This is a genomic window from Alkalihalobacterium sp. TH-98 (assembly GCF_057473385.1).
This window is the reverse complement of record NZ_JBYCKM010000044.1, coordinates 22598-41824: the sequence shown is the minus strand read 5'-3', so window position 1 is coordinate 41824 and position 19227 is coordinate 22598. Positions and strand designations below refer to the sequence as shown.

Annotated in this window: 19 protein-coding genes; 2 read left to right on the top strand and 17 right to left on the bottom strand. The window is 39.5% G+C overall.

All coding sequences use genetic code 11. The features are described 5' to 3' along the window. The 5 genes from AC2VNP_RS15265 to AC2VNP_RS15245 form a co-directional block, all read right to left on the bottom strand. The gene (locus AC2VNP_RS15265; RefSeq protein WP_486918155.1) at positions 1-906 is read right to left on the bottom strand and encodes a cation diffusion facilitator family transporter; all 906 of its coding nucleotides are present in this window, start codon (positions 904-906) and stop codon (positions 1-3) included. Between the two features lie 119 nt (positions 907-1025). After that, positions 1026-1964, bottom strand: a complete 939-nt coding sequence (secF, locus tag AC2VNP_RS15260) for a protein translocase subunit SecF (protein WP_486918154.1) — start codon at positions 1962-1964, stop codon at positions 1026-1028. Next, positions 1954-3255 (bottom strand): protein translocase subunit SecD, encoded by a 1302-nt coding sequence (gene secD / locus AC2VNP_RS15255; RefSeq protein WP_486918153.1) that lies wholly within the window; start codon positions 3253-3255, stop codon positions 1954-1956. The genes secF and secD overlap by 11 nt, the downstream gene beginning before the upstream one ends. Before the next feature lie 114 nt (positions 3256-3369). Further along, entirely contained in the window at positions 3370-3666 is a 297-nt protein-coding gene (locus tag AC2VNP_RS15250) for a post-transcriptional regulator (protein WP_486918152.1), read from the bottom strand. A 653-nt stretch (positions 3667-4319) separates the two neighbouring features. Continuing rightward, the gene (locus AC2VNP_RS15245) at positions 4320-5156 is read right to left on the bottom strand and encodes a DUF368 domain-containing protein (protein WP_486918151.1); all 837 of its coding nucleotides are present in this window, start codon (positions 5154-5156) and stop codon (positions 4320-4322) included. Between the two features lie 226 nt (positions 5157-5382). On the opposite strand from AC2VNP_RS15245, the gene spoVB reads away from it, so the two are divergent. Continuing rightward, positions 5383-6951: a stage V sporulation protein B gene (gene spoVB, locus AC2VNP_RS15240; protein ID WP_486918150.1), complete on the top strand. Its 1569-nt coding sequence runs from the start codon at positions 5383-5385 to the stop codon at positions 6949-6951. 84 nt (positions 6952-7035) lie between these two features. On the opposite strand, the gene AC2VNP_RS15235 is transcribed toward spoVB, so the two are convergent. The 3 genes from AC2VNP_RS15235 to AC2VNP_RS15225 form a co-directional block, all read right to left on the bottom strand. Beyond that, on the bottom strand, positions 7036-7305 hold the full coding sequence (locus AC2VNP_RS15235) for a hypothetical protein (protein ID WP_486918149.1): 270 nt from the start codon (positions 7303-7305) through the stop codon (positions 7036-7038). A 147-nt stretch (positions 7306-7452) separates the two neighbouring features. Beyond that, the gene (locus tag AC2VNP_RS15230) at positions 7453-8112 is read right to left on the bottom strand and encodes a DUF421 domain-containing protein (protein ID WP_486918148.1); all 660 of its coding nucleotides are present in this window, start codon (positions 8110-8112) and stop codon (positions 7453-7455) included. Between the two features lie 197 nt (positions 8113-8309). Further along, on the bottom strand, positions 8310-9596 hold the full coding sequence (locus AC2VNP_RS15225) for an ArsB/NhaD family transporter (protein ID WP_486918147.1): 1287 nt from the start codon (positions 9594-9596) through the stop codon (positions 8310-8312). Between the two features lie 394 nt (positions 9597-9990). Here AC2VNP_RS15225 and AC2VNP_RS15220 point away from each other — a divergent pair, with 394 nt between their 5' ends. Beyond that, positions 9991-10362: a TIGR04086 family membrane protein gene (locus AC2VNP_RS15220; RefSeq protein ID WP_275119628.1), complete on the top strand. Its 372-nt coding sequence runs from the start codon at positions 9991-9993 to the stop codon at positions 10360-10362. A gap of 182 nt (positions 10363-10544) precedes the next feature. Here the strand turns inward: AC2VNP_RS15220 and yajC are convergent, their stop codons facing one another. The 9 genes from yajC to safA form a co-directional block, all read right to left on the bottom strand. After that, positions 10545-10808, bottom strand: coding sequence for a preprotein translocase subunit YajC (yajC, locus tag AC2VNP_RS15215; RefSeq protein ID WP_486918146.1), 264 nt, complete (start codon positions 10806-10808; stop codon positions 10545-10547). A gap of 84 nt (positions 10809-10892) precedes the next feature. Beyond that, positions 10893-12032, bottom strand: coding sequence for a tRNA guanosine(34) transglycosylase Tgt (tgt, locus tag AC2VNP_RS15210; protein ID WP_486918145.1), 1140 nt, complete (start codon positions 12030-12032; stop codon positions 10893-10895). Continuing rightward, positions 12033-13076 (bottom strand): tRNA preQ1(34) S-adenosylmethionine ribosyltransferase-isomerase QueA, encoded by a 1044-nt coding sequence (gene queA / locus AC2VNP_RS15205; RefSeq protein ID WP_486918144.1) that lies wholly within the window; start codon positions 13074-13076, stop codon positions 12033-12035. It abuts the gene before it with no gap. Positions 13077-13155: 79 nt separating this feature from the next. After that, positions 13156-13374, bottom strand: a complete 219-nt coding sequence (locus tag AC2VNP_RS15200; RefSeq protein ID WP_486918143.1) for a DUF2905 domain-containing protein — start codon at positions 13372-13374, stop codon at positions 13156-13158. After that, positions 13371-14327, bottom strand: a complete 957-nt coding sequence (gene ruvB, locus AC2VNP_RS15195) for a Holliday junction branch migration DNA helicase RuvB (protein WP_486918226.1) — start codon at positions 14325-14327, stop codon at positions 13371-13373. The genes AC2VNP_RS15200 and ruvB overlap by 4 nt, the downstream gene beginning before the upstream one ends. A 70-nt stretch (positions 14328-14397) precedes the next feature. Beyond that, positions 14398-15012 (bottom strand): Holliday junction branch migration protein RuvA, encoded by a 615-nt coding sequence (ruvA, locus tag AC2VNP_RS15190; RefSeq protein ID WP_486918142.1) that lies wholly within the window; start codon positions 15010-15012, stop codon positions 14398-14400. A 553-nt stretch (positions 15013-15565) separates the two neighbouring features. Continuing rightward, on the bottom strand, positions 15566-16219 hold the full coding sequence (locus AC2VNP_RS15185) for a BofC C-terminal domain-containing protein (protein ID WP_486918141.1): 654 nt from the start codon (positions 16217-16219) through the stop codon (positions 15566-15568). 175 nt (positions 16220-16394) lie between these two features. Next, positions 16395-17621 carry a YhcN/YlaJ family sporulation lipoprotein gene (locus AC2VNP_RS15180; protein ID WP_486918140.1) on the bottom strand — a complete coding sequence of 409 codons (1227 nt, stop codon included), beginning with the start codon at positions 17619-17621 and terminating at the stop codon, positions 16395-16397. A gap of 208 nt (positions 17622-17829) precedes the next feature. Then, positions 17830-19110 (bottom strand): SafA/ExsA family spore coat assembly protein, encoded by a 1281-nt coding sequence (gene safA, locus AC2VNP_RS15175; protein ID WP_486918139.1) that lies wholly within the window; start codon positions 19108-19110, stop codon positions 17830-17832. Positions 19111-19227 lie beyond the last annotated feature (117 nt).

The following is a 19227-nucleotide window of genomic DNA, read 5'->3' as shown; positions in this document are numbered from 1 at the left end:
TTACGTCCCCTCCTTATTTTTTTCATATGGGTTAATATGCACTAACACATCGTGGACATGGTTTTCTTCAAGCAGTCTCTTCTTCACTGCTTTCCCGATTGCATGACCTTCCTTAACCGTAATGTAAGGGTCGACAGCAATTTTTAAATCGATGATGACATAATGACCGTGTTCTCTTGCTAGAAATTCATCAAGATTTAAAACCCCTTCAACCGAAGTGACAGCTTTTTTCATCTCTACCGTGTCTTCTTCATGGAGAACATGATCTAACGTATTGTGGATCGACTGACTTCCGAGACTCCACGCCATTTTAACGATTAATATCGAGACAAATAATCCAGCGACTGGATCTGCATAGACGAGCCATGGAATTCCGACAGCTCCTCCAATAATGGAACCACCAATACCAAGCAAAGCGGCTATTGATGAAAAAACGTCAGATCGGTGATGCCATGCATCTGTTATTAACGCTTCACTTCTATATTTCTTACCCAAATGATACTTATATCTAAACATAATTTCTTTCACAACGATTGAAAAAACGACAGCATAGATGGCTATCACTTTTGGAACGGCAATCGGTTCAAAAAATGCCTTTATAGCATCAATCGCAATTTCAACACCAACGATAAACAGAAGTACTGCAACAATAATCGCAGCAATGGACTCAGCTTTTCCATGTCCGTACGGGTGGTCGCGATCAGGAGGCATTTTCGCTGCACGAACACCAATGAGCACAGCAACTGAACCTACGACATCAGAAGCTGAGTGAACAGCATCAGCAATTAAAGCGCGACTGTTGGAAAGAAATCCAACGACGCCTTTAATAACGGCTAAAATAATATTACCGATTATCCCAATCCATGCACCCATCTTTACTTTCTGATAGCGAATATCTTCATCCATACTGTCACCTTCTCAATATCGTATTAAATCTTACGTATTAGATCTATTCCGTGTAAAAAAGCACATAAGTAAATTATACCAACAAAAAGGCCACGGTATGCACCATGACCTTAAGTATTTTATACTTCCCCTTCAGCTTGGGGCTTACTTTTAAATTTTCTTCTCTCTAATTGCTTAGATTTCCATACGAGCCATAATTGAGCCGCTAAGAAAATTGAAGAATACGTTCCGGCTACTAATCCAATAACGAGGGCAAATGCGAATGAGCGAATCGCTTCTCCACCGAAAATGAAGATCGCAGCCGCAGCTAGGATGACAGTAACAACCGTATTAATCGACCTGGCCAATGTTTGCGTTAAACTCACATTAACGATATTAGCTAAATCATCAAAAGACTTCACGCGCTTTGCTTTTTTCATATTTTCCCGAATGCGGTCAAAAGTAACGATCGTATCATTTATTGAATAACCTACAATCGTCAGTACAGCTGCAATAAATGGAACATTGACTTCAAACTGCACGACGCTAAATACAGCAATAATAAAGAATGCATCGTGGAATAACGCCACAACCGCTGCGACCCCATAAAGCCATTCAAAGCGGATCGCTACATAGATAACAATTCCAACCGAAGCGATCAGTACCGAAATTAAAGCATTACGGGCCAGCTCTTTACCAACCATCGGAGATACTGTACTCACATTCGGTTCTGCGCCGTATTTTTCGTTAAAATAGATTTGGATCTCAGCAATCTCATTTGGTTCAAGCTGACCAATGAAACGTGCGTGAACAAGATTATTTTGTTCTCCTGCCATCGTAATATCATCTGGGGTGTACCCTTCACCGATACTAGCAAAGTCTTCCATAATTTGCGCTGCTGTAGCAGGTTCAGTTGTCGCCACTTCAACTCGTGAACCACTTTCAAAATCAATACCTAGATTTAATCCAACGGTTGAGAGTAAGACCACTCCAACGAGAGCTGCGACCAAAGAAAGGATGAAAAACTTTTTACGGTGCTTGACAAAGTCAATCGTCCGGTCATGAAAATTAAAGCTCATTGATCTCACTCTCCTTTACACCAAACATACGAGGCTTTTTGTTAAAAATTCGACTATTTACCCAAAGCCCTAATAATAATCTTGAACCGTAAACAGCTGTTAAAAAGCTCGTTAAGATACTTACAATTAACATAATCGCAAAACCTTGTACAGAACTTGTCCCATAGTAAAACAGAACACTAGCCGCTAAAATTGTTGTGATGTTTGCATCAAGTATCGTCGATAACGAACGCCTACTTCCAGCTTTAAACGCTGACATGATCGATTTTCCGGAACGAATTTCTTCTTTAATTCGTTCATATGTGATGATATTGGCATCTACTGCCATCCCAACACCTAAAATTAATGCAGCAATCCCTGGCAATGTTAATACCGCATTCATCCAGTTAAAAATAACGAGGACGAGGAAAATGTACACGGATAAAGTAATAACTGCGATTGTCCCCATGAAACGATAGAAAATTAACATATAGATAAAAATAAGCGCGACGCCAATAAATCCGGCGAAGATCGTATTCTTCATCGCTTGTTCACCGAGTGAGGCTCCAACTGAGTTGGAATAAAGCTCATCTAGTTGAACCGGAAGAGCACCAGCATTCAGTACTTCTGCTAAAAACGTCGCTTCATCAATCGTAAAGTTTCCTTGGATGACGACATTTCTTGTATTTAATACTTCCCTAACAGTTGGTGCTGATAAAAATTTAGGATTTTCTTTTCCTACTTCTCCATAGAAGCTATCGCCTTCTTCAAAATCTAACCAAATGACAAGAAGGTTTTCACCTTGTGGAGCTCGATCACGAATTTCTCTCGTTACTTCACCAAACTGGTTCGCATCTTTTAGCGTAACCGCTACTTCTGGTTGGTTCGCCTCATTAAAAGTTACGCGTGCCCCGCCTTCTTGAAGGTCCGCCCCATCTAATTTAACGACATCATCGACGTCACGGAAGGTTAGCTGTGCTTCAGTCGCTAGTAAATCACGTGCCGTTTGCTGATCTTCTACTCCAGCCAACTGAACCCTAACTCGGTCTTCACCTTCAATTGTTATGTATGGCTCCGAAACACCTAGAACGTTAACACGTTGATTTAGAGCACTTACAGTTGCATTGAGGACGTCATCATCAATGACACCGCCTTCATCCACAGGCTTGACTTGATATAAAATTTCAAATCCACCTTGAAGATCTAAACCTAACTTAATTTCCTTTGCAATTCCCATAATGGTCGTACTTATTAAACCACCAAGAATAATTACAATGAGAAAAAAAGTAAAAATACGACCTTTTTTCACCATAGTATGAACTTCCTCCTTAACAATCACAACAATTATACTTGTCCAAAAAATAAGCAATAGTTCAATTATAGCTATTGTACTTTTTCCATGTCAATTATAGGTTAGTATTGCAGTTTAGTTGTTTTCCTCTCCAACTAACTCTTCAATAACTCCTTCATTTGCAAACCAATCGCTAGCATTGTAATTTTCCACAGTTAAATAATTCATATAATCCGGGGCACGAAGGGTTAAAATCACATTAACAAATTCATGGAGATGTATATATTCCTTCTTCTTACGTAATTTGTACATTACACTTTTCCATAAGTGATCTACTGTCGCTTTGTTATATCCAAGCATCTGAAACTCTTCTACTTTACTTTGCAACGCAGGCAGGACATCATCTTTCCAAACTTCAAACTGCTGTTTCATTCAATCGACTCTCCTTTTTCCCCTTTCTTCCATTATAATCTTATTCGTGATAAAAAAACTATTATATTCATATGGTTTTTGTTTTTCGTTTGTTGGTGGATTTTCGTGGCTATCGGATAATAATCGTTGTAATTCGTTCGCGGATTTTCAAGTTGTTTCCTTTAACCTGTACTATTCTGCGCTTTTGTTTGATGCTTTTCTCTAAATTTTCCCTCTACAACTCACCATTCGGTGCTTTTCGTTTATACTTTCTCCTAACTTTTCCCTCTACCGCTCATCATTCGGTGCTTTTCGTTCACGCTTTCTCCTATTTTTTCCTTCTACCGCTCATCATTCCTTGCTTTTGGTTCTTGCTTTCTCCTAGTTTTTCCCTCTACTGCTCATCATTCTCTGCTTTTGGTTCTTGCTTTCTCCTAGTTTTTCCCTTAACCGCTCACCATTCCTTGCTTTTCATTCACGCTTTCTCCTAATTTTCCCCTCTACCGCTCATCATTCGGTGCTTTTCGTTCACACTTTCTCCTATTTTTTCCCTCTACCGCTCACCATTCTGCGGTTTTGGTTCATGGACTCCCGTAGTTTTCCTTTACGGTTCATCAATCTCTGCTTTTGGTTTTAATCAGCAATGGTGTTCAGCCCATAAAAAAAACTGCCCCTTAGGACAGTTTTCCATTACGATTGGTTTCCATTTTGCCAAAGATTGTAGCTACGAAATAACCAACGATGAACGTTACAATGCTAATGATCAGTAACATTATGTTATTTTCAATTCCAGGGAAAATGACTACGATTGATCCGATGACCATCCCAATGATAAAAGCATATGTGAAAACGGGTAACGTCTTTAGTAAGAAACGAATGATCTTACTACTCACAACTAAGCCAACACCTACGCCTGCCCCAACAATTAGGATAATCAATAGGTTTAACTCCGCAACAGCGTGAATAACAGAATGATATACACCTAGTAATAACAAGACAAAAGATCCGCTAATTCCAGGCAATAACATCGCCATGCTGGCAATCCAGCCCGAGAAGAAAAATACTAATCCAGATGAAGCTGTCACCGATTCAATTAATGTATGACTTTCTCTTTCAACAAACAAGACCGTCGATCCAATAGCAATACTAGACACAACCAGAACTAAATAATGTGCAGGCTTAAACGTATTCTTATAATCTATCTTGCTAAATAGGTAGGGAATAATTCCGCCTATTAAACCTAGAAAGAAGAAATAAGTAGGCTGTGGATAGTACTCTAACAACCATTTAATTAGATGACTTAAGAGAAAAACTGCTAATATTGCTCCGATGGCTAACGGGATTAAAAAGCCCAGATAATCTTTCCACTTTCGACTAAAGAAACCACTAATTGCTGCAATTAAACGATCATAAATTCCAAGGATAACAGCAATTGTACCTCCACTTACACCGGGAACAAGGTCAGATATGCCAATCATCATACCGCGAAAGATATTTTTCCACTCAAACATATTGAATCCCCTTTAACAATGAGATGTATTTCAATTTATGTACAGCTTGTTTTATTTATGCTGTCAACATTCAGAATCAAAAGTCATCTTCTCACTTTCTAACAGTTATGTCAATTCATTTTTCAGATATTATTTTTCACCTAACAACTTGTCATGCTTGACCACCTTGCTTGCATATAAATGAATGTAGACATAGACCACATTATTAGAAAGTAGGGCTTCTCACATGTCAAAACAAACCTTTATACAAGGTACAATTATTTTAATATTAGCTGGACTAATTACACGTATTTTAGGGTTTATAAATAAAATTGTAGTCGCTAGAATTATGGGTGCTGAAGGTGTAGGGCTTTATAGTATGGCTGTACCAACCCTCTTACTCGTAATCACCATTACACAATTAGGACTGCCAGTTGCGATTTCGAAATTAGTCGCGGAAGCTGAAGCTAAAAAAGATCGCAAAAAGATAAAAAGAATCCTTGTTGTTTCGCTAGCAACGACAGGAATTTTAAGTGGTATTTTTACTACAGCTATGATTGCTTTTGCACCTATCATTGCTAAAACCCTGTTAACAGATGAACGAGCTTACCTTCCCCTAATTGCCATTGCACCGATTGTCCCAATTGTAGCTTTATCGAGTGTGCTTAGAGGATATTTTCAAGGTCGTCAAAATATGCGGCCCACCGCTTTTTCTCAAGTCATCGAGCAAGTTGTACGAATTACACTAGTAGCCGTTATGACAAGTGCGTTTTTACCTTACGGGGTCGAATACGCTGCGGCCGGTGCGATGGTCTCTGTCGTTATTGGTGAACTTGCCTCACTCCTCTACATGCTGTTTATGTTTAAAACTAATAAGCGCATTCGCATTCGAAAAGGCTTTATGGATTACTTGCGTCAAGGAAAAACTACATTTAATGAACTTATGAGTATTGCGCTTCCAACAACGGGTAGTCGACTCATCGGCTCCATTGCTTTTTTCTTTGAACCAATTGTTGTTGCTCAAAGTCTCGCAATTGCTGGTGTCGCAACTGTCGTTGCCACTAAGCAGTACGGTGAACTAGCAGGGTTTGTTATCCCACTGCTTTTATTACCGACCTTTATCACGTATTCCTTATCAGTTTCACTTGTCCCAGCAATTAGTGAAGCAGCTGCACAAAAAAAGTATCGATTAATTAATCATCGTTTGGACCAAGCTTTACGACTCGCCCTTATTTCAGGTGGAATATCTGTTGTCGTTTTATATATATTCGCAGAGCCGATTATGTCATTAATGTATAATGCTCCAAACACAGCTATCTATCTACAAGTCATGGCACCATTTAGCATCTTTTTATATTTTCAGGGGCCGTTACAAGCGACTTTGCAAGCTTTAAATTTAGCAAAAGCTGCGATGATGAACAGTTTATTCGGCGCCGTCATTAAAACAGCCGCTATATTTGTTCTTGCAACTAGACCAGAGCTTGGAATCATGGGAGCCGCCTTAGCAATCGTAATTGGTATGGTCCTTGTCACGCTGTTACACTTTGCTTCTATTGTTAAAGTGTTAAGCTTTACGTTGCATGTTCGAGAAGTCGGTAAATCGCTACTTGCAATGATTGCGACTGGAGCCGTTGGAATGCTCTTATATGAACATGCTTTCTTATCGATGAGCTTACTTGTTAAGACCCTGCTCTCCCTAATGATTGTTGGCCTATTCTACGGATTACTCCTGATCGTATTCGGTTTAATCAAAAGAGAAGAAATCATTCGGGTACCATTTATCGGAAAATGGCTAGCCCCATTCACAAAAGCTTAAAAAAATTAGGTACCAGGCACCTTTAACGAACTGATGTGTTAAAGGTGCCTGGTACCGTTTACTTATATAATACTAATTGTGGTTTTACCACCATAAGAAGGCGCTTGCTAAGGCAAATCCACCGATTGCTGCTAAAGCAATTGGAACGACTCCAACTCCCCATGGACGGAAACCCCATCCTCCATAAAACCCATAACTAAATCCACCTAATCCACTAGAATGTGGGTGTACGGGTTCAATATAAACAAATTGATGATCTACATTAACGATACGGCCATAATGCCTACGTCCACATTTTTCATAAATAGTAACAACTTTTCCTCGGTGCTTGCAGCACATTTGATAATAATCCATTTGTCTCCTCCTTTCTGTTACTACTGCATCCTATTGCAGAAAGGAGCCTATTGCTTGTACGGATGTACTATATTGGACAATTTTTTCAATTATACAAGCCCAAGAACAAAATATAGCCCCCCTTTCATCTATAAAGGGGGACTTGCTTTATTTTTCATCCTTTAAATCAATAAAAAAGCTGTCATCATCGTGTATAGCACAATAAGAGATTTTTTTAACTTCTCGATAACCTAGCTTCCGTAATTGTTGTCTTAACCATAATGGCGTTTTACCGAGTTGTTCGAGATGATCTTCATTTACTTTCCCATCGAGAATTACCGGTAATGGCAATCTTGGCTGTTGATCATCTGGGCGGTCTTTATCTTTTTCAATAACCGATAACTTTCCCGAAGGTTCAAGGATAGCGAACTCCACATCAGACAATTTACTTACTTTGTTCTGCCGGAGTTGAACGAGTAAGTCATCAAAGTTATACCGCTGCTTTCGCATTTCTCCTTCATCAATTTTTCCTTGGTTGATTAAAACTGAAGGTTTACCATCTACAAGTTTTCGCAAATTCTCACTTTTAAGCGATATATATGCAAAAAGAATTTGAATTAATGAAAGTACGACGATCGGAATGATGGTATGTAGCATCGGGACACGAATATTCTCAATTGATATTACTGCTAACTCTGCAATCATAATAGAAACGACAAAGTCAAGGACTGATAACTGACCAATTTCACGTTTACCCATGAAACGAAAGATAAACAAAATGATAAAATAAATAAAGATTGTCCGTAAAATTATCGTTGAAAAATCCAAGTGATCGCGCCTCCCTTCATCTCACTCCTACGTCTACGTCATAAAGACTTTCCTAAGCTAAAGGAAAAATAAACCTAGTCCTTCTTGTAACAAGTAAAGTTAGCTTTATTTTTGCCTTAGACAGTTAGAAAATGAGATGAAGCTTTTGGCAACACGTCCAAAGTTTTTTTTGCATTCCCATTCGGACAAAAGATTTTTTAAAAATAGATCAAATAACGAAAATAAATATAAATAGTGGATATAATAAACGAAACAAGAGCGACCGGGGCACCTACTTTTAAAAACTCTAAATAGCTAAAGGATTGTTTCGCTTTAACTGCTAAGCCTGCAACAATCACATTTGCTGTCGCGCCAATTAATGTTGCATTTCCACCAAGACATGCCCCTAAAGCAAGGGCCCACCATAAAGGATCTAAGTTCGTCATCCCGTAACTTTCAAACTCAAGGATGACTGGTATCATTGCTGCCACAAACGGAATATTATCAACAAAGCCAGAAAGTATACCTGAGCCCCACAAGATATAAATAGCGGTTTTTGGTAAATCACCTTCTGTATAATAAATAATCGACTTAGCAATTTCATCAATCAAGCCAACCTCTTTAATACCACCTACTAGCATAAATAACCCGATAAAAAAGAATAACGTCACCCACTCTATCGACTTGAACACTTCTTCTACATCTTGCGTTTGATAAGTTAACAACATGAGCAGAAGCGCACCACCCATGGCAATACTCGTTATATCAACATTCAAAAGCGGTTGAATAATAAAGCCGATCGTCGTAATACTTAACACCGAAATGGATTTTAATAATAAAACTTTATCCTTTAAATAATCTTTTGGCCGCACTCTTTCTAACTTCGACTGATCCTCTAATGAAACTTGTAAAGAATTTCGATAGTACGCCACCAACCCAAACATGACAACTATAAAAATGAGTAATACCACAGGACCCAGATGTACAAGAAAATCATTAAACGTTAAATGCTCTACAGCTTGCCCGATCATCAAATTAGGCGGGTCCCCAATCAAGGTTGCCGTTCCTCCAATATTAGATGCCAGTATGATCGATAACAAAAAAGGGACAGCATTAAGCTTTAATAGTTTAGTTAGAGTTAGAATGATGGGAACAACTAATAGAACCATAGTCACATTGTTCAAAAAAGCTGAACCGAGTGCAGTCATTAGCGATATTAATATAAGAAGTGGAATGGGTCTTCCATTTACGTATTTGGCAACATGAAGGGCAATGTACTCGAAAAATCCACTTTGACTAGTAATGGATACTAAAATCATCATCGCTAACAATAACGAGATGGTATGCCAATCAATATATTGCAGGAAAGCTCCGTCCAAATCGATAATTCCAACAAATAGCATTCCTACTCCACCTAAACAGGCCACTAATGCCCGATTAACTTTTTCACTAATGATGAATATGTAACTGATGATAAAAATGATAAAGGCTAAGGTCACTTCCATGTTGAATTTTCCTCTCCCTCTTATTTCTACCATCCTATGTCAGGGATGTCCCATTCATGTTGATTTTTAACAAACCAAACATTTTTTTAAAAAGTTTATTCTATGTTTGGCCAAGCATGAATAAGCTGTATTAACTGTATAAGTGCATGTTCAAAAAGGAGGACAAAAAGATCCAGAAGTTCAAGGGCGGTGCAGTTGCGAGTCCCGTACCAAAGCGTATGTTACTAATACGTGAGGAACGCTGTAACAAACCAACGAGCTTCCACAGAATTTGGTGACTTCGACGTTTCCACAGGACGTGGCGGGCTTAGGTCAAAGATCTTCTACTGACAGAGATTTTTCCCAGACTTTTTGAACATCCCCTATAAATGAATGGTGAGAGGAGAGGGTTTCATTGGTATACCGTGGGATATTCGGATCTATGCTTTATGGTCTAATCGGTGTATTGTTTATTGCTGTTGCCTTTAGCTTTGTTATTTCATTAATATTATCATTCAGTTCTTTAACTGAAGCATCATTTTCTTGGTTTATTCTTATTGTATCCTTTTTAGCGCTTTTCATCGGCGGAATGATAGCTGGTGTTAAAGCCAAACAAAAAGGTTGGATGGTAGGAGCAGGTACTGCACTTTTATTTACAGTCATCACATTCTTGATCCAATATTTAGGTTACAACTCAACCTTCACAATGGAACAATACTTATATCATGGTGGTTATTTACTCGCTTCAGTCTTTGGCGGAATAATTGGCGTTAATGTAGGAAAATAAATAAAACAAGCTGTCTTTTAAGTTTACACACTTGAGCGACAGCTTGTTTTATTTCTAAGCAAATTATATTTATCTTTCCTAACAAAAAAAGAAAAAGAGACTGACTTACAGGCTCAGGTTCATTTCTACACTACCATAGGCGGTAGAACCAAGTCTTTAGGAGTCAGTCTCTTTTATGTACATCAATCTGGGTTTACAACTTCACGTACCGCATTACGGTCAAACGTAAGCTTGCGGTTATCGTTGACAAGAATAACCATGATGTCTTCGTCAATTGAATCAATGACACCATGCAAGCCACCAATTGTGATAATTTTATCACCTTTTTGTAAGGCTGCATGCATTTCACGAATTGCTTTTTGACGCTTTTGCTGTGGACGAATGAGTAAAAACCAGAAGATTGCAAACATCAGTAGCAACGGTAAAATCGTACCTAGCATTTCCATGTTCATTTCCCCCCTTTATAAAATATAATGTTTTTCGTTCTGTGTTCAAAAAGACGATCATACGATCATATTCTTTGAACGATTTTAGAAGTTTTTCGCATTAGGTTTATTAAATCCATACTGTTCGAAAAACTCTTCTTTGAAGTCAAGAAGACGGTCTTCACGAATTGCTTGTCTCACTTGTTCCATTAATTTTATCAGGAAATAAAGATTATGGTAAGAGGTAAGTCGAAATCCGAAAGTTTCCTCGCATTTTACAAGATGTCGAATATAGGCACGACTATAATTTTTACATACATGACAATCACAATTTTCATCAAGTGGTCGGTAATCTCTAGCATATTTTGCATTACGGACAACAAGACGTCCCGTGCTTGTCATACATGTCCCATTCCTGGCAATACGTGTCGGTAAAACACAATCAAACATATCGATTCCTCGAATCGCACCATCGATAAGAGCGTCCGGCGAACCTACCCCCATTAAATAACGAGGCTTATTTGTCGGTAAAAGTGGTGTCGTAAATTCCAACACTCGATTCATAACATCTTTCGGTTCACCTACGGATAAACCACCAATGGCATAGCCCGGAAAATCCAGTGAGACAAGATCAGCAGCACTTTGCTTACGTAGTTCCTCATATTCGCCGCCTTGGACAATTCCGAACAACGCCTGATCTTCTGGTCGTTTATGAGCTTTTAAACACCTCTCGGCCCAACGGCTCGTTCGTTCTACAGAGCTTTTCATATAATCATATTCTGCAGGGTATGGTGGACATTCATCAAAAGCCATCATAATGTCTGGTCCTAACGCATTCTGGATTTCCATCGCACCTTCAGGACTAAGGAACAGCTTCTCTCCGCTTAGATGATTTCTAAAATGAACACCCTCTTCTACGATCTTACGTAAGTCACTTAAGCTAAAGACCTGAAACCCGCCAGAATCGGTTAAGATGGGACGGTCCCAGTTCATAAATTTATGTAAGCCACCTGCTTCTTTAATAATATCATGACCTGGTCGCAACCAAAGGTGGTACGTATTACTTAGGATGATTTGAGCGTTGATTTCTTTTAACTCTTCTGGACTCATCGTCTTCACTGTCGCTAATGTCCCTACTGGCATAAAGATCGGTGTTTCAATTACGCCATGAGGAGTATGGATTTTTCCAAGACGAGCTCCAGATTGTTTACACGTTTTAATTAATTCATAGGTTACGGCAGACAATTAACGTTGCCCTCCTTCTCTAATAAACATAGCATCACCGAAACTAAAAAAGCGATATTTATTTCGGACCGCATGTTCATAAGCTGAAAGTATATTCTCTCTTCCTGCCAATGCTGATACGAGCATGACTAGTGTTGACTTTGGAAGGTGAAAGTTTGTAATTAAAGAGTCTATTCCCCGGTATTTGTAACCAGGATAAATAAAAATATCCGTCCATCCCGAAGCTGCTTCAAACTCTCCATCACATTGGCTTGCAATCGTTTCTAAAGTACGGGCTGACGTTGTACCTACAGCAACAATTTTTCCACCTTGTTCCCTCACCTGATTAAGAAGTGCAGCTGTTCCTTCAGTCATTTGATAAAACTCAGCATGCATCTCATGCTCTTCAATACTCTCAACACTAACTGGTCTAAATGTACCTAAACCAACGTGCAGCGTAATAAAAGCAATATGTACACCCTTTTCTCGAAGCTTCTCGAGAAGTTCCTCAGTAAAATGAAGCCCCGCAGTTGGTGCTGCAGCTGACCCGCGATGTTTAGCAAAAACGGTTTGATAACGATCTTGATCTTCAAGCTGTTCTTTAATGTAAGGTGGGAGTGGCATTTCACCTAGAGAATCTAAAATTTCATGAAATATCCCTTCATACATAAACTCGATAATTCTGCCACCATGGTCAAGACTCTGTCTACAGATCCCGCGAAGTTTTCCGTCACCAAATACAAGTTCCGTTCCTTCTTTTACCTTTCTACCTGGTTTTACTAGCGTTTCCCAAGAGTCACCTTCTAATTGTTTGAGAAGAAGAACTTCTACTTTAGCTCCAGTATCTTCTTTTATTCCAAACAGCCGCGCAGGAAGCACCCTCGTATCATTCAATACAAGACAGTCTCCCTCGTTAAAAAAATCAACGATTTCGTAGAAATGTCGGTCGTTTATTGCACCCGTTTCTTTATCTAAAACAAGCAGTCGTGATGCCGTTCGATCAAGTAAAGGGGTTTGAGCAATTAATTCTTCTGGTAAGTGAAAGTCAAAGTCGTTTACATTCATTTTATTCGTTCCTTTTCAAAATGATCAGATGTCAATCTTTATTAGCATACATAAACAAAAACTTAAACACAAGTACAACCTAACGAATTCGTCCGATGATCAATAGAATAAGTGAAATCACTACACTCAATACAATGGAAGTAACAATCGGAAAATAGAAAGTGGCATTTTCCTTTTTAATTAAAATGTCACCAGGGAGTTTGCCTAGAGGTAATATTCTTCCCCCTACTTGCCACAAAATTCCTATAACAATTAAAATGACACCAATCGTTATTAACAGCTTAGGCATATTGCTCAAGCTTCTGGCACCTCCATTTGAAAATGGCTGTAGACTAAAGGCGTAACAACTCTTCCGCGCGGTGTTCTTTGTAGAAAGCCAATTTGAAGAAGGTATGGTTCATACACTTCTTCAATTGTATCTGGTTCCTCACCAATCGTGGCTGCAATCGTATCAATACCAACAGGACCACCACGAAACTTTTCAATAATCCCCATTAATAATTTATGATCAATATGGTCCAATCCTAAACGGTCTACTTGTAGACGTTCTAAAGAGTGGTGAGCTAGGGATGCCGTTATTTGACCATCTCCTTGTACTTGTGCAAAGTCACGGACTCGGCGGAGGAGGCGGTTAGCGATCCTCGGTGTTCCTCGAGATCTTCTTGCAATTTCTAGTGCTGCATCTTCTCCCAGCTCTGCTTCTAAAATATCTGCTGTCCGTAAAACAATTTCAGACAGTTCTTTTTCATTATAATATTCTAACCTTGATAATACTCCAAAACGATCTCTCAGCGGTGCTGACAATAACCCTGCTCTTGTCGTTGCTCCTACAAGCGTAAATGGCGGTAAGTCCAGACGTACCGATCTTGCTGTTGGTCCTTTACCGATAACAATATCAATACAAAAGTCTTCCATCGCAGGATATAAAACTTCTTCAACAACCCTGTTCAATCGGTGAATTTCATCGATGAATAAGACATCCCCAGGTTCTAATGCTGTTAAGACAGCTGCTAAATCCCCTGGTCGTTCTATAGCTGGTCCTGAAGTCGTTCTCATCTGAACTCCCATTTCATTGGCAATTATAGAAGACAACGTTGTTTTTCCAAGTCCTGGCGGGCCATATAAAAGGACATGATCTAAGCATTCTTGACGCATTTTTGCCGCTTCAATAAAGATCTTAAGGTTGTCTTTAACCTTCTCCTGCCCAATATACTGAGAGAATTGTTGCGGACGGAGACTGCCCTCAATCATGTCTTCCTCGATCTGCGATTGTGCAGAAATTATACGTTCTTCCACAATTTTTCCTCCTGTCCGATTGTTATTACAGCTTCAGCATAAGTTGTAATGCTTTTTTTATGTATTGATCTGTAGTCAACTGTTCTTTTTCCAGCTGTGGAACAATCTTATTGATTTCACGATCCACATAACCTAGTGCTTTTAATGCTTCAACTGCTTCTTCTAGTTCCTTGGAAGTCATGCTGTTTTTAGGCTTACTAAATGCTTCCGATAAATCTTGTTGAAAAAGATTAGGTGCAAATTCATCTAATTTACCTTTTAAATCTAAAATGATTTGCCGCGCTGTCTTTTTACCAACACCAGGGAATTTGACAAGGAACTTTTCATCTTCTTCTTCAATTGCATTAACCAGCTGTTCAGGTTGACCCGAAGCAAGAATGGCTAAAGCACCTTTAGGTCCAATTCCAGAAACATTTAATAGCTTTTCAAATAAATGTCGCTCTTTCCTTGTTTTAAAACCATAGAGCCGGATTAAATCTTCTCTAACATGTTGGTATGTATAGATCTTACATTCTTCACCTAATTCTTTTTGGAATATATATGGGTTAGGACAATGAATTTGATAACCTATCCCGTGTGTTTCAATTACAATAAATTGAACATCTATATGGTCTACTTTTCCTTGAATATAATCAAACAACCTACTCTCTCCCTTTTAACTGCATGCTTTGTATAATTACAAAATTCAGCTAGTCTAATCTTATGTAAAAAAACGAACATGTATTTCTATATCTTATCATATCCAAACTTTTTCATATAGTGTAAAACACACTGCTTTTAGTTACTATCCCCCCTAGATTCTTCCTCTACCGTTAACGATTTAACCCTTTTCGTTCACGCATTCTCCTAACTTTTCCCTATATTGCTCACGATTCGTGCCGTTTCGTTCACGCTTTCCCCTAATTTTTCCCTCTACTGCTCACGATTCAACCCTTTTCATTCACGCTTTCTCCTAATCTTTCCCTCTACCGCTCACAATTCAGCCTTTTCGTTCATCCTTTTCTCCATAAATACCCCCTCTACTGCTCATCATTCTGCGCTGTTACTAATTCTCGAAATCATTCCACAACAGCGTACCAACGATAATTTAGTGCTTCAACTCTTTACCTTAAAGGTAACGTTCTATGCACTTGATAAGAAGGATGATCTAAACAGCGCACAACGAAAAAAAGACGTGAAGGTATCACGTCTTTTTACATTTCTGTTATCGCATATTTTTCAAACGTTTTTAAAACTTCCTGATAATTTTCACGTGACATTACCGGAATTCCGTTTTTTAGTTTACTTTCATGATGGCTTTTTAATTTTTTTGTATTGATTTGGAAGAAAGACTGAATGATTTTTTGGTCATCTGGTTTTCCTTCATAAATATTTAAAACACCATCTTCTGATATTCCAAAATATCCATTAATTTTTAATAAAGGTGATATATCATCTATCTCCTGCTTAAAAAGTATTTCTTCTTCATTTTGATCAACCAGCAGCCATTGGTCATAAAATGCCCAAAAGTCCTCCATAGACCAAATGGTTTCTTCTACTACTTCTTCACTTATTTCACCATCTAAGTATACACGTTGTAATATTACTTGTATTGTTTTAGGGCCTGCATCTACATCTGTATCTACATTTTCAACCAGTTTCGTTACTGGAACTACTGACTTAGAAGCATGGGATTGAATAGTCTTTGCGCTTTCTGGTTGAAATCCTAAGAGTAAGACAAAACTTAAAGAAAATAGGACAGCTATAACCATATGTCTCCTTGTTATTTTCTTAATGATTTGACCGCCCTTCATATAATCACCACCATATAAAAAATAAAAGCATTTATTCATAATTATTCTAGCCATGAATAAATGCTTTTATCCGTAAAGTGATGAAATTCATTCCAATTGTTCTTCTAGTGTGAGAATAAGAGGTATAAATTTACCATTACTGAATATGCTAGTAAACGGAGGGTTGGTTACATATGTATATTGAACAGGAGAAATAATCTCCTGCTCAATCTTAAAGAACTATATACAACTAGTTACGAGTACGTTCAAACGGTCGACCAGCTGCACGACCTAAGTCTCTTACCATCTCAGTGAATGTAGCTGCGACTTCATCAAATGCTGCTCCCCCACGTAGACGGTCGTCCATTGTACGAACGCGTGTCATAGCATCTTTTTCAGTTACAACATGAACGTTTTTACCACGTACCATGTTTTCAATGTTGTTCTCAACTTTTTCTTCTAATTTAGCTCCATTATCTCTATCTGTTGGTTCAACTGCAACTACAACTTGATCGTCATGCATAACAACACGGCAATCTCTAACACCGTCCATATTTTCTACAGAACGTTCAATTTCTTGAACTGTTTGTCCATCATACCCACGGTGATAATTAGCTGTAGTCTGGCCTCTCATTGTACGATTTTGACCACGTAAAACACCACGTTGGTCTACCATACCTTCACGGTTGCCACCTGTAATACCTGTAGCACCACCACGAGTACCAGCTTGACCTTGGATACCAGCTCCACGAGTAGCTGCGCCACCCATACCTGTTTGGTTACCATCATTTAATGTTCCATGTGGTACTGCAGTTCCAGCACCAGTCATACCTGTTCTTCCAGCCATGCCACGACCAGTGAAACCTGCTCCACCGATACCAGTGCCACGCATATCATAGTTAGGACCTGTCATTCGTTGGTTCATTGTTCTGTCTGTACCTCTTAAACCAGCATTACGGTCATTAACACCTAATTGGCCACCACGAATGCCTTGTCCTCGACGTTGTTCAACGCCAAAACCAGTAATACCTTGACGTCCAGCACGATTATTTGGTGTAAACATATCCGTGATAGGACCTTCCCCAGTCCATCTTGCACCAGTTACTCCACGACCGCCAGCAGCTCCTGCTCCTGTCATCCCGTGTCCACCAGTGCCAGCTCCAGCGCCGCCAAATCCAGCACCACCGAATAATCCACCACCAGCACCTGCTCCAGCTCCAGTACCACCGTGAGCACCTGCTCCAGCAGCTCCCTGTCCAGTCATGCCAGCTCCACGGCCTTGACCAAATAGTCCAACTTCACCATGGGCACCTGCACCTGCACCAGCGGCTCCATGTCTACCAGCATCTGTATAACCAATTTCTCGGTTAGCTGCACCAGCGCCACCCATATCTCTTGCTTGATTATCGACACCACATCCAGCTAAACCACCTATTATCATTGTTGCTGCAGTAATTGTGATCGCGAATTTTCGCATTTGTATCTCCTCCTTTCACCACTTATAGTGGCATTTTGTGATCTTTTTTAGTCTGTTAATATGTAGGAAAAGAAGTAAAAACAAGGGCTTTAACTCTCAAAATTTTCATCTAGTGCGTACTTCTTTATAAAAATAATGACTGCCGTGGTGTAATATAAAAAAAGAGACAGCAATATTTCACTGTCTCATCCTATATAAGTTCATTTAATTAATCATCAAATTCATCAAATTCTTGGAATTGATGAGGCATCTGAGGACTCATCGGCTGACCTGGACCTGTCATTCCACCGGGCATACCCGCTTGGTGATGAGATCCTGGCAGTTGTGGAGAATGTGCCATTCCAGTCCACGGTTGCATTTCGTCCATATCGTGTGGCTGTGGTGCAAATGGTTGTTGCGGCATCATTTGATGATGTTGCTGTGCCATGGTTTGTTGCGGCATCATCATTTGATGATGTTGCTGTGGCATTGCTTGTTGTGGCATCATCATTTGATGGTGTTGCTGTGGCATAGCTTGTTGCGGCATCATCATTTGATGGTGTTGCTGTGGCATTGCTTGTTGTGGCATCATCATTTGATGGTGTTGCTGTGGCATAGCTTGTTGCGGCATCATTTGCTGTCCGTAACCTGGAGCCATTTGTTGCCCATATACCCACTGTCCACCACTGCCACAAGGAGCACAACCTGGGAGAACCGGCGATACTGGATAATACGGTGGGCATGGGACCATCTGTTGCATAGGTGCCATTTGTTGCATAGGCGCCATTTGCGGCATTGGTGCCATTTGTTGTTGCATCGGTGCCATTTGCGGCATTGGCGCCATTTGATCCATCGGTGCCATTTGGGGCTTCATTTGAGGTTTCATCATTGCCTCCTCTTTTGGCATAGTTGGCATTTTCATTGGCTGCTCTTTTGGCATTACTGCTGGTTTTTTCGGCATCTCTTGTTTAATTGGCTGTTTTTTCGGTACCTCTGGCTTAACCATTGGTTTTTCCACCTTTGGCGCAACTGGCTTAGGTGGTTTTGGCACTTTAGGTGCTGGTGCTGGTGGTTGATATGGTTGCGGCTTATAAATATTAAAATTCATATTAAATTCTTGCATTTGTTTTGCAGTAATAGGCTGCGGCTGAGGTGGCGGCGGCGGAGCCGTTGGCATCATCATTGGAGGCATTTCTGGCATTGGCATTTCCTTTGGTTTTTCCGGCGGTTTCGGTGCAACGATTGGTTTTTCTTTTACCGGCGGAGTTACTGGCTCCTCTTTTTTAACGATAGGAGCTTCTTTCTTCTTAGCCATTCCTACGAGAGCATCTAACGGCTGTTCTTTTTTTACAGGAACACTCCCCGTCGGAATTTTAATCTTCATGCCTGGCATAATCATATCTGGGTTAGATAAATGATCGTTAGCTGCTTTTAACTGTTCAAAATCTACGTTGTACTTTTTGGAGAGCTTCCATAATGTGTCTCCTTTTTGAACGATGTGAATCTTCATAAATGTCCCTCCTTAGCTTAGTTTCCATTTGCTTTATAGAATAAATGGACGAAATGATTACTCTAAGGTCAATCTATGCGGTCAAACCTCGTCCTATAACCATTTACGATCACCTTA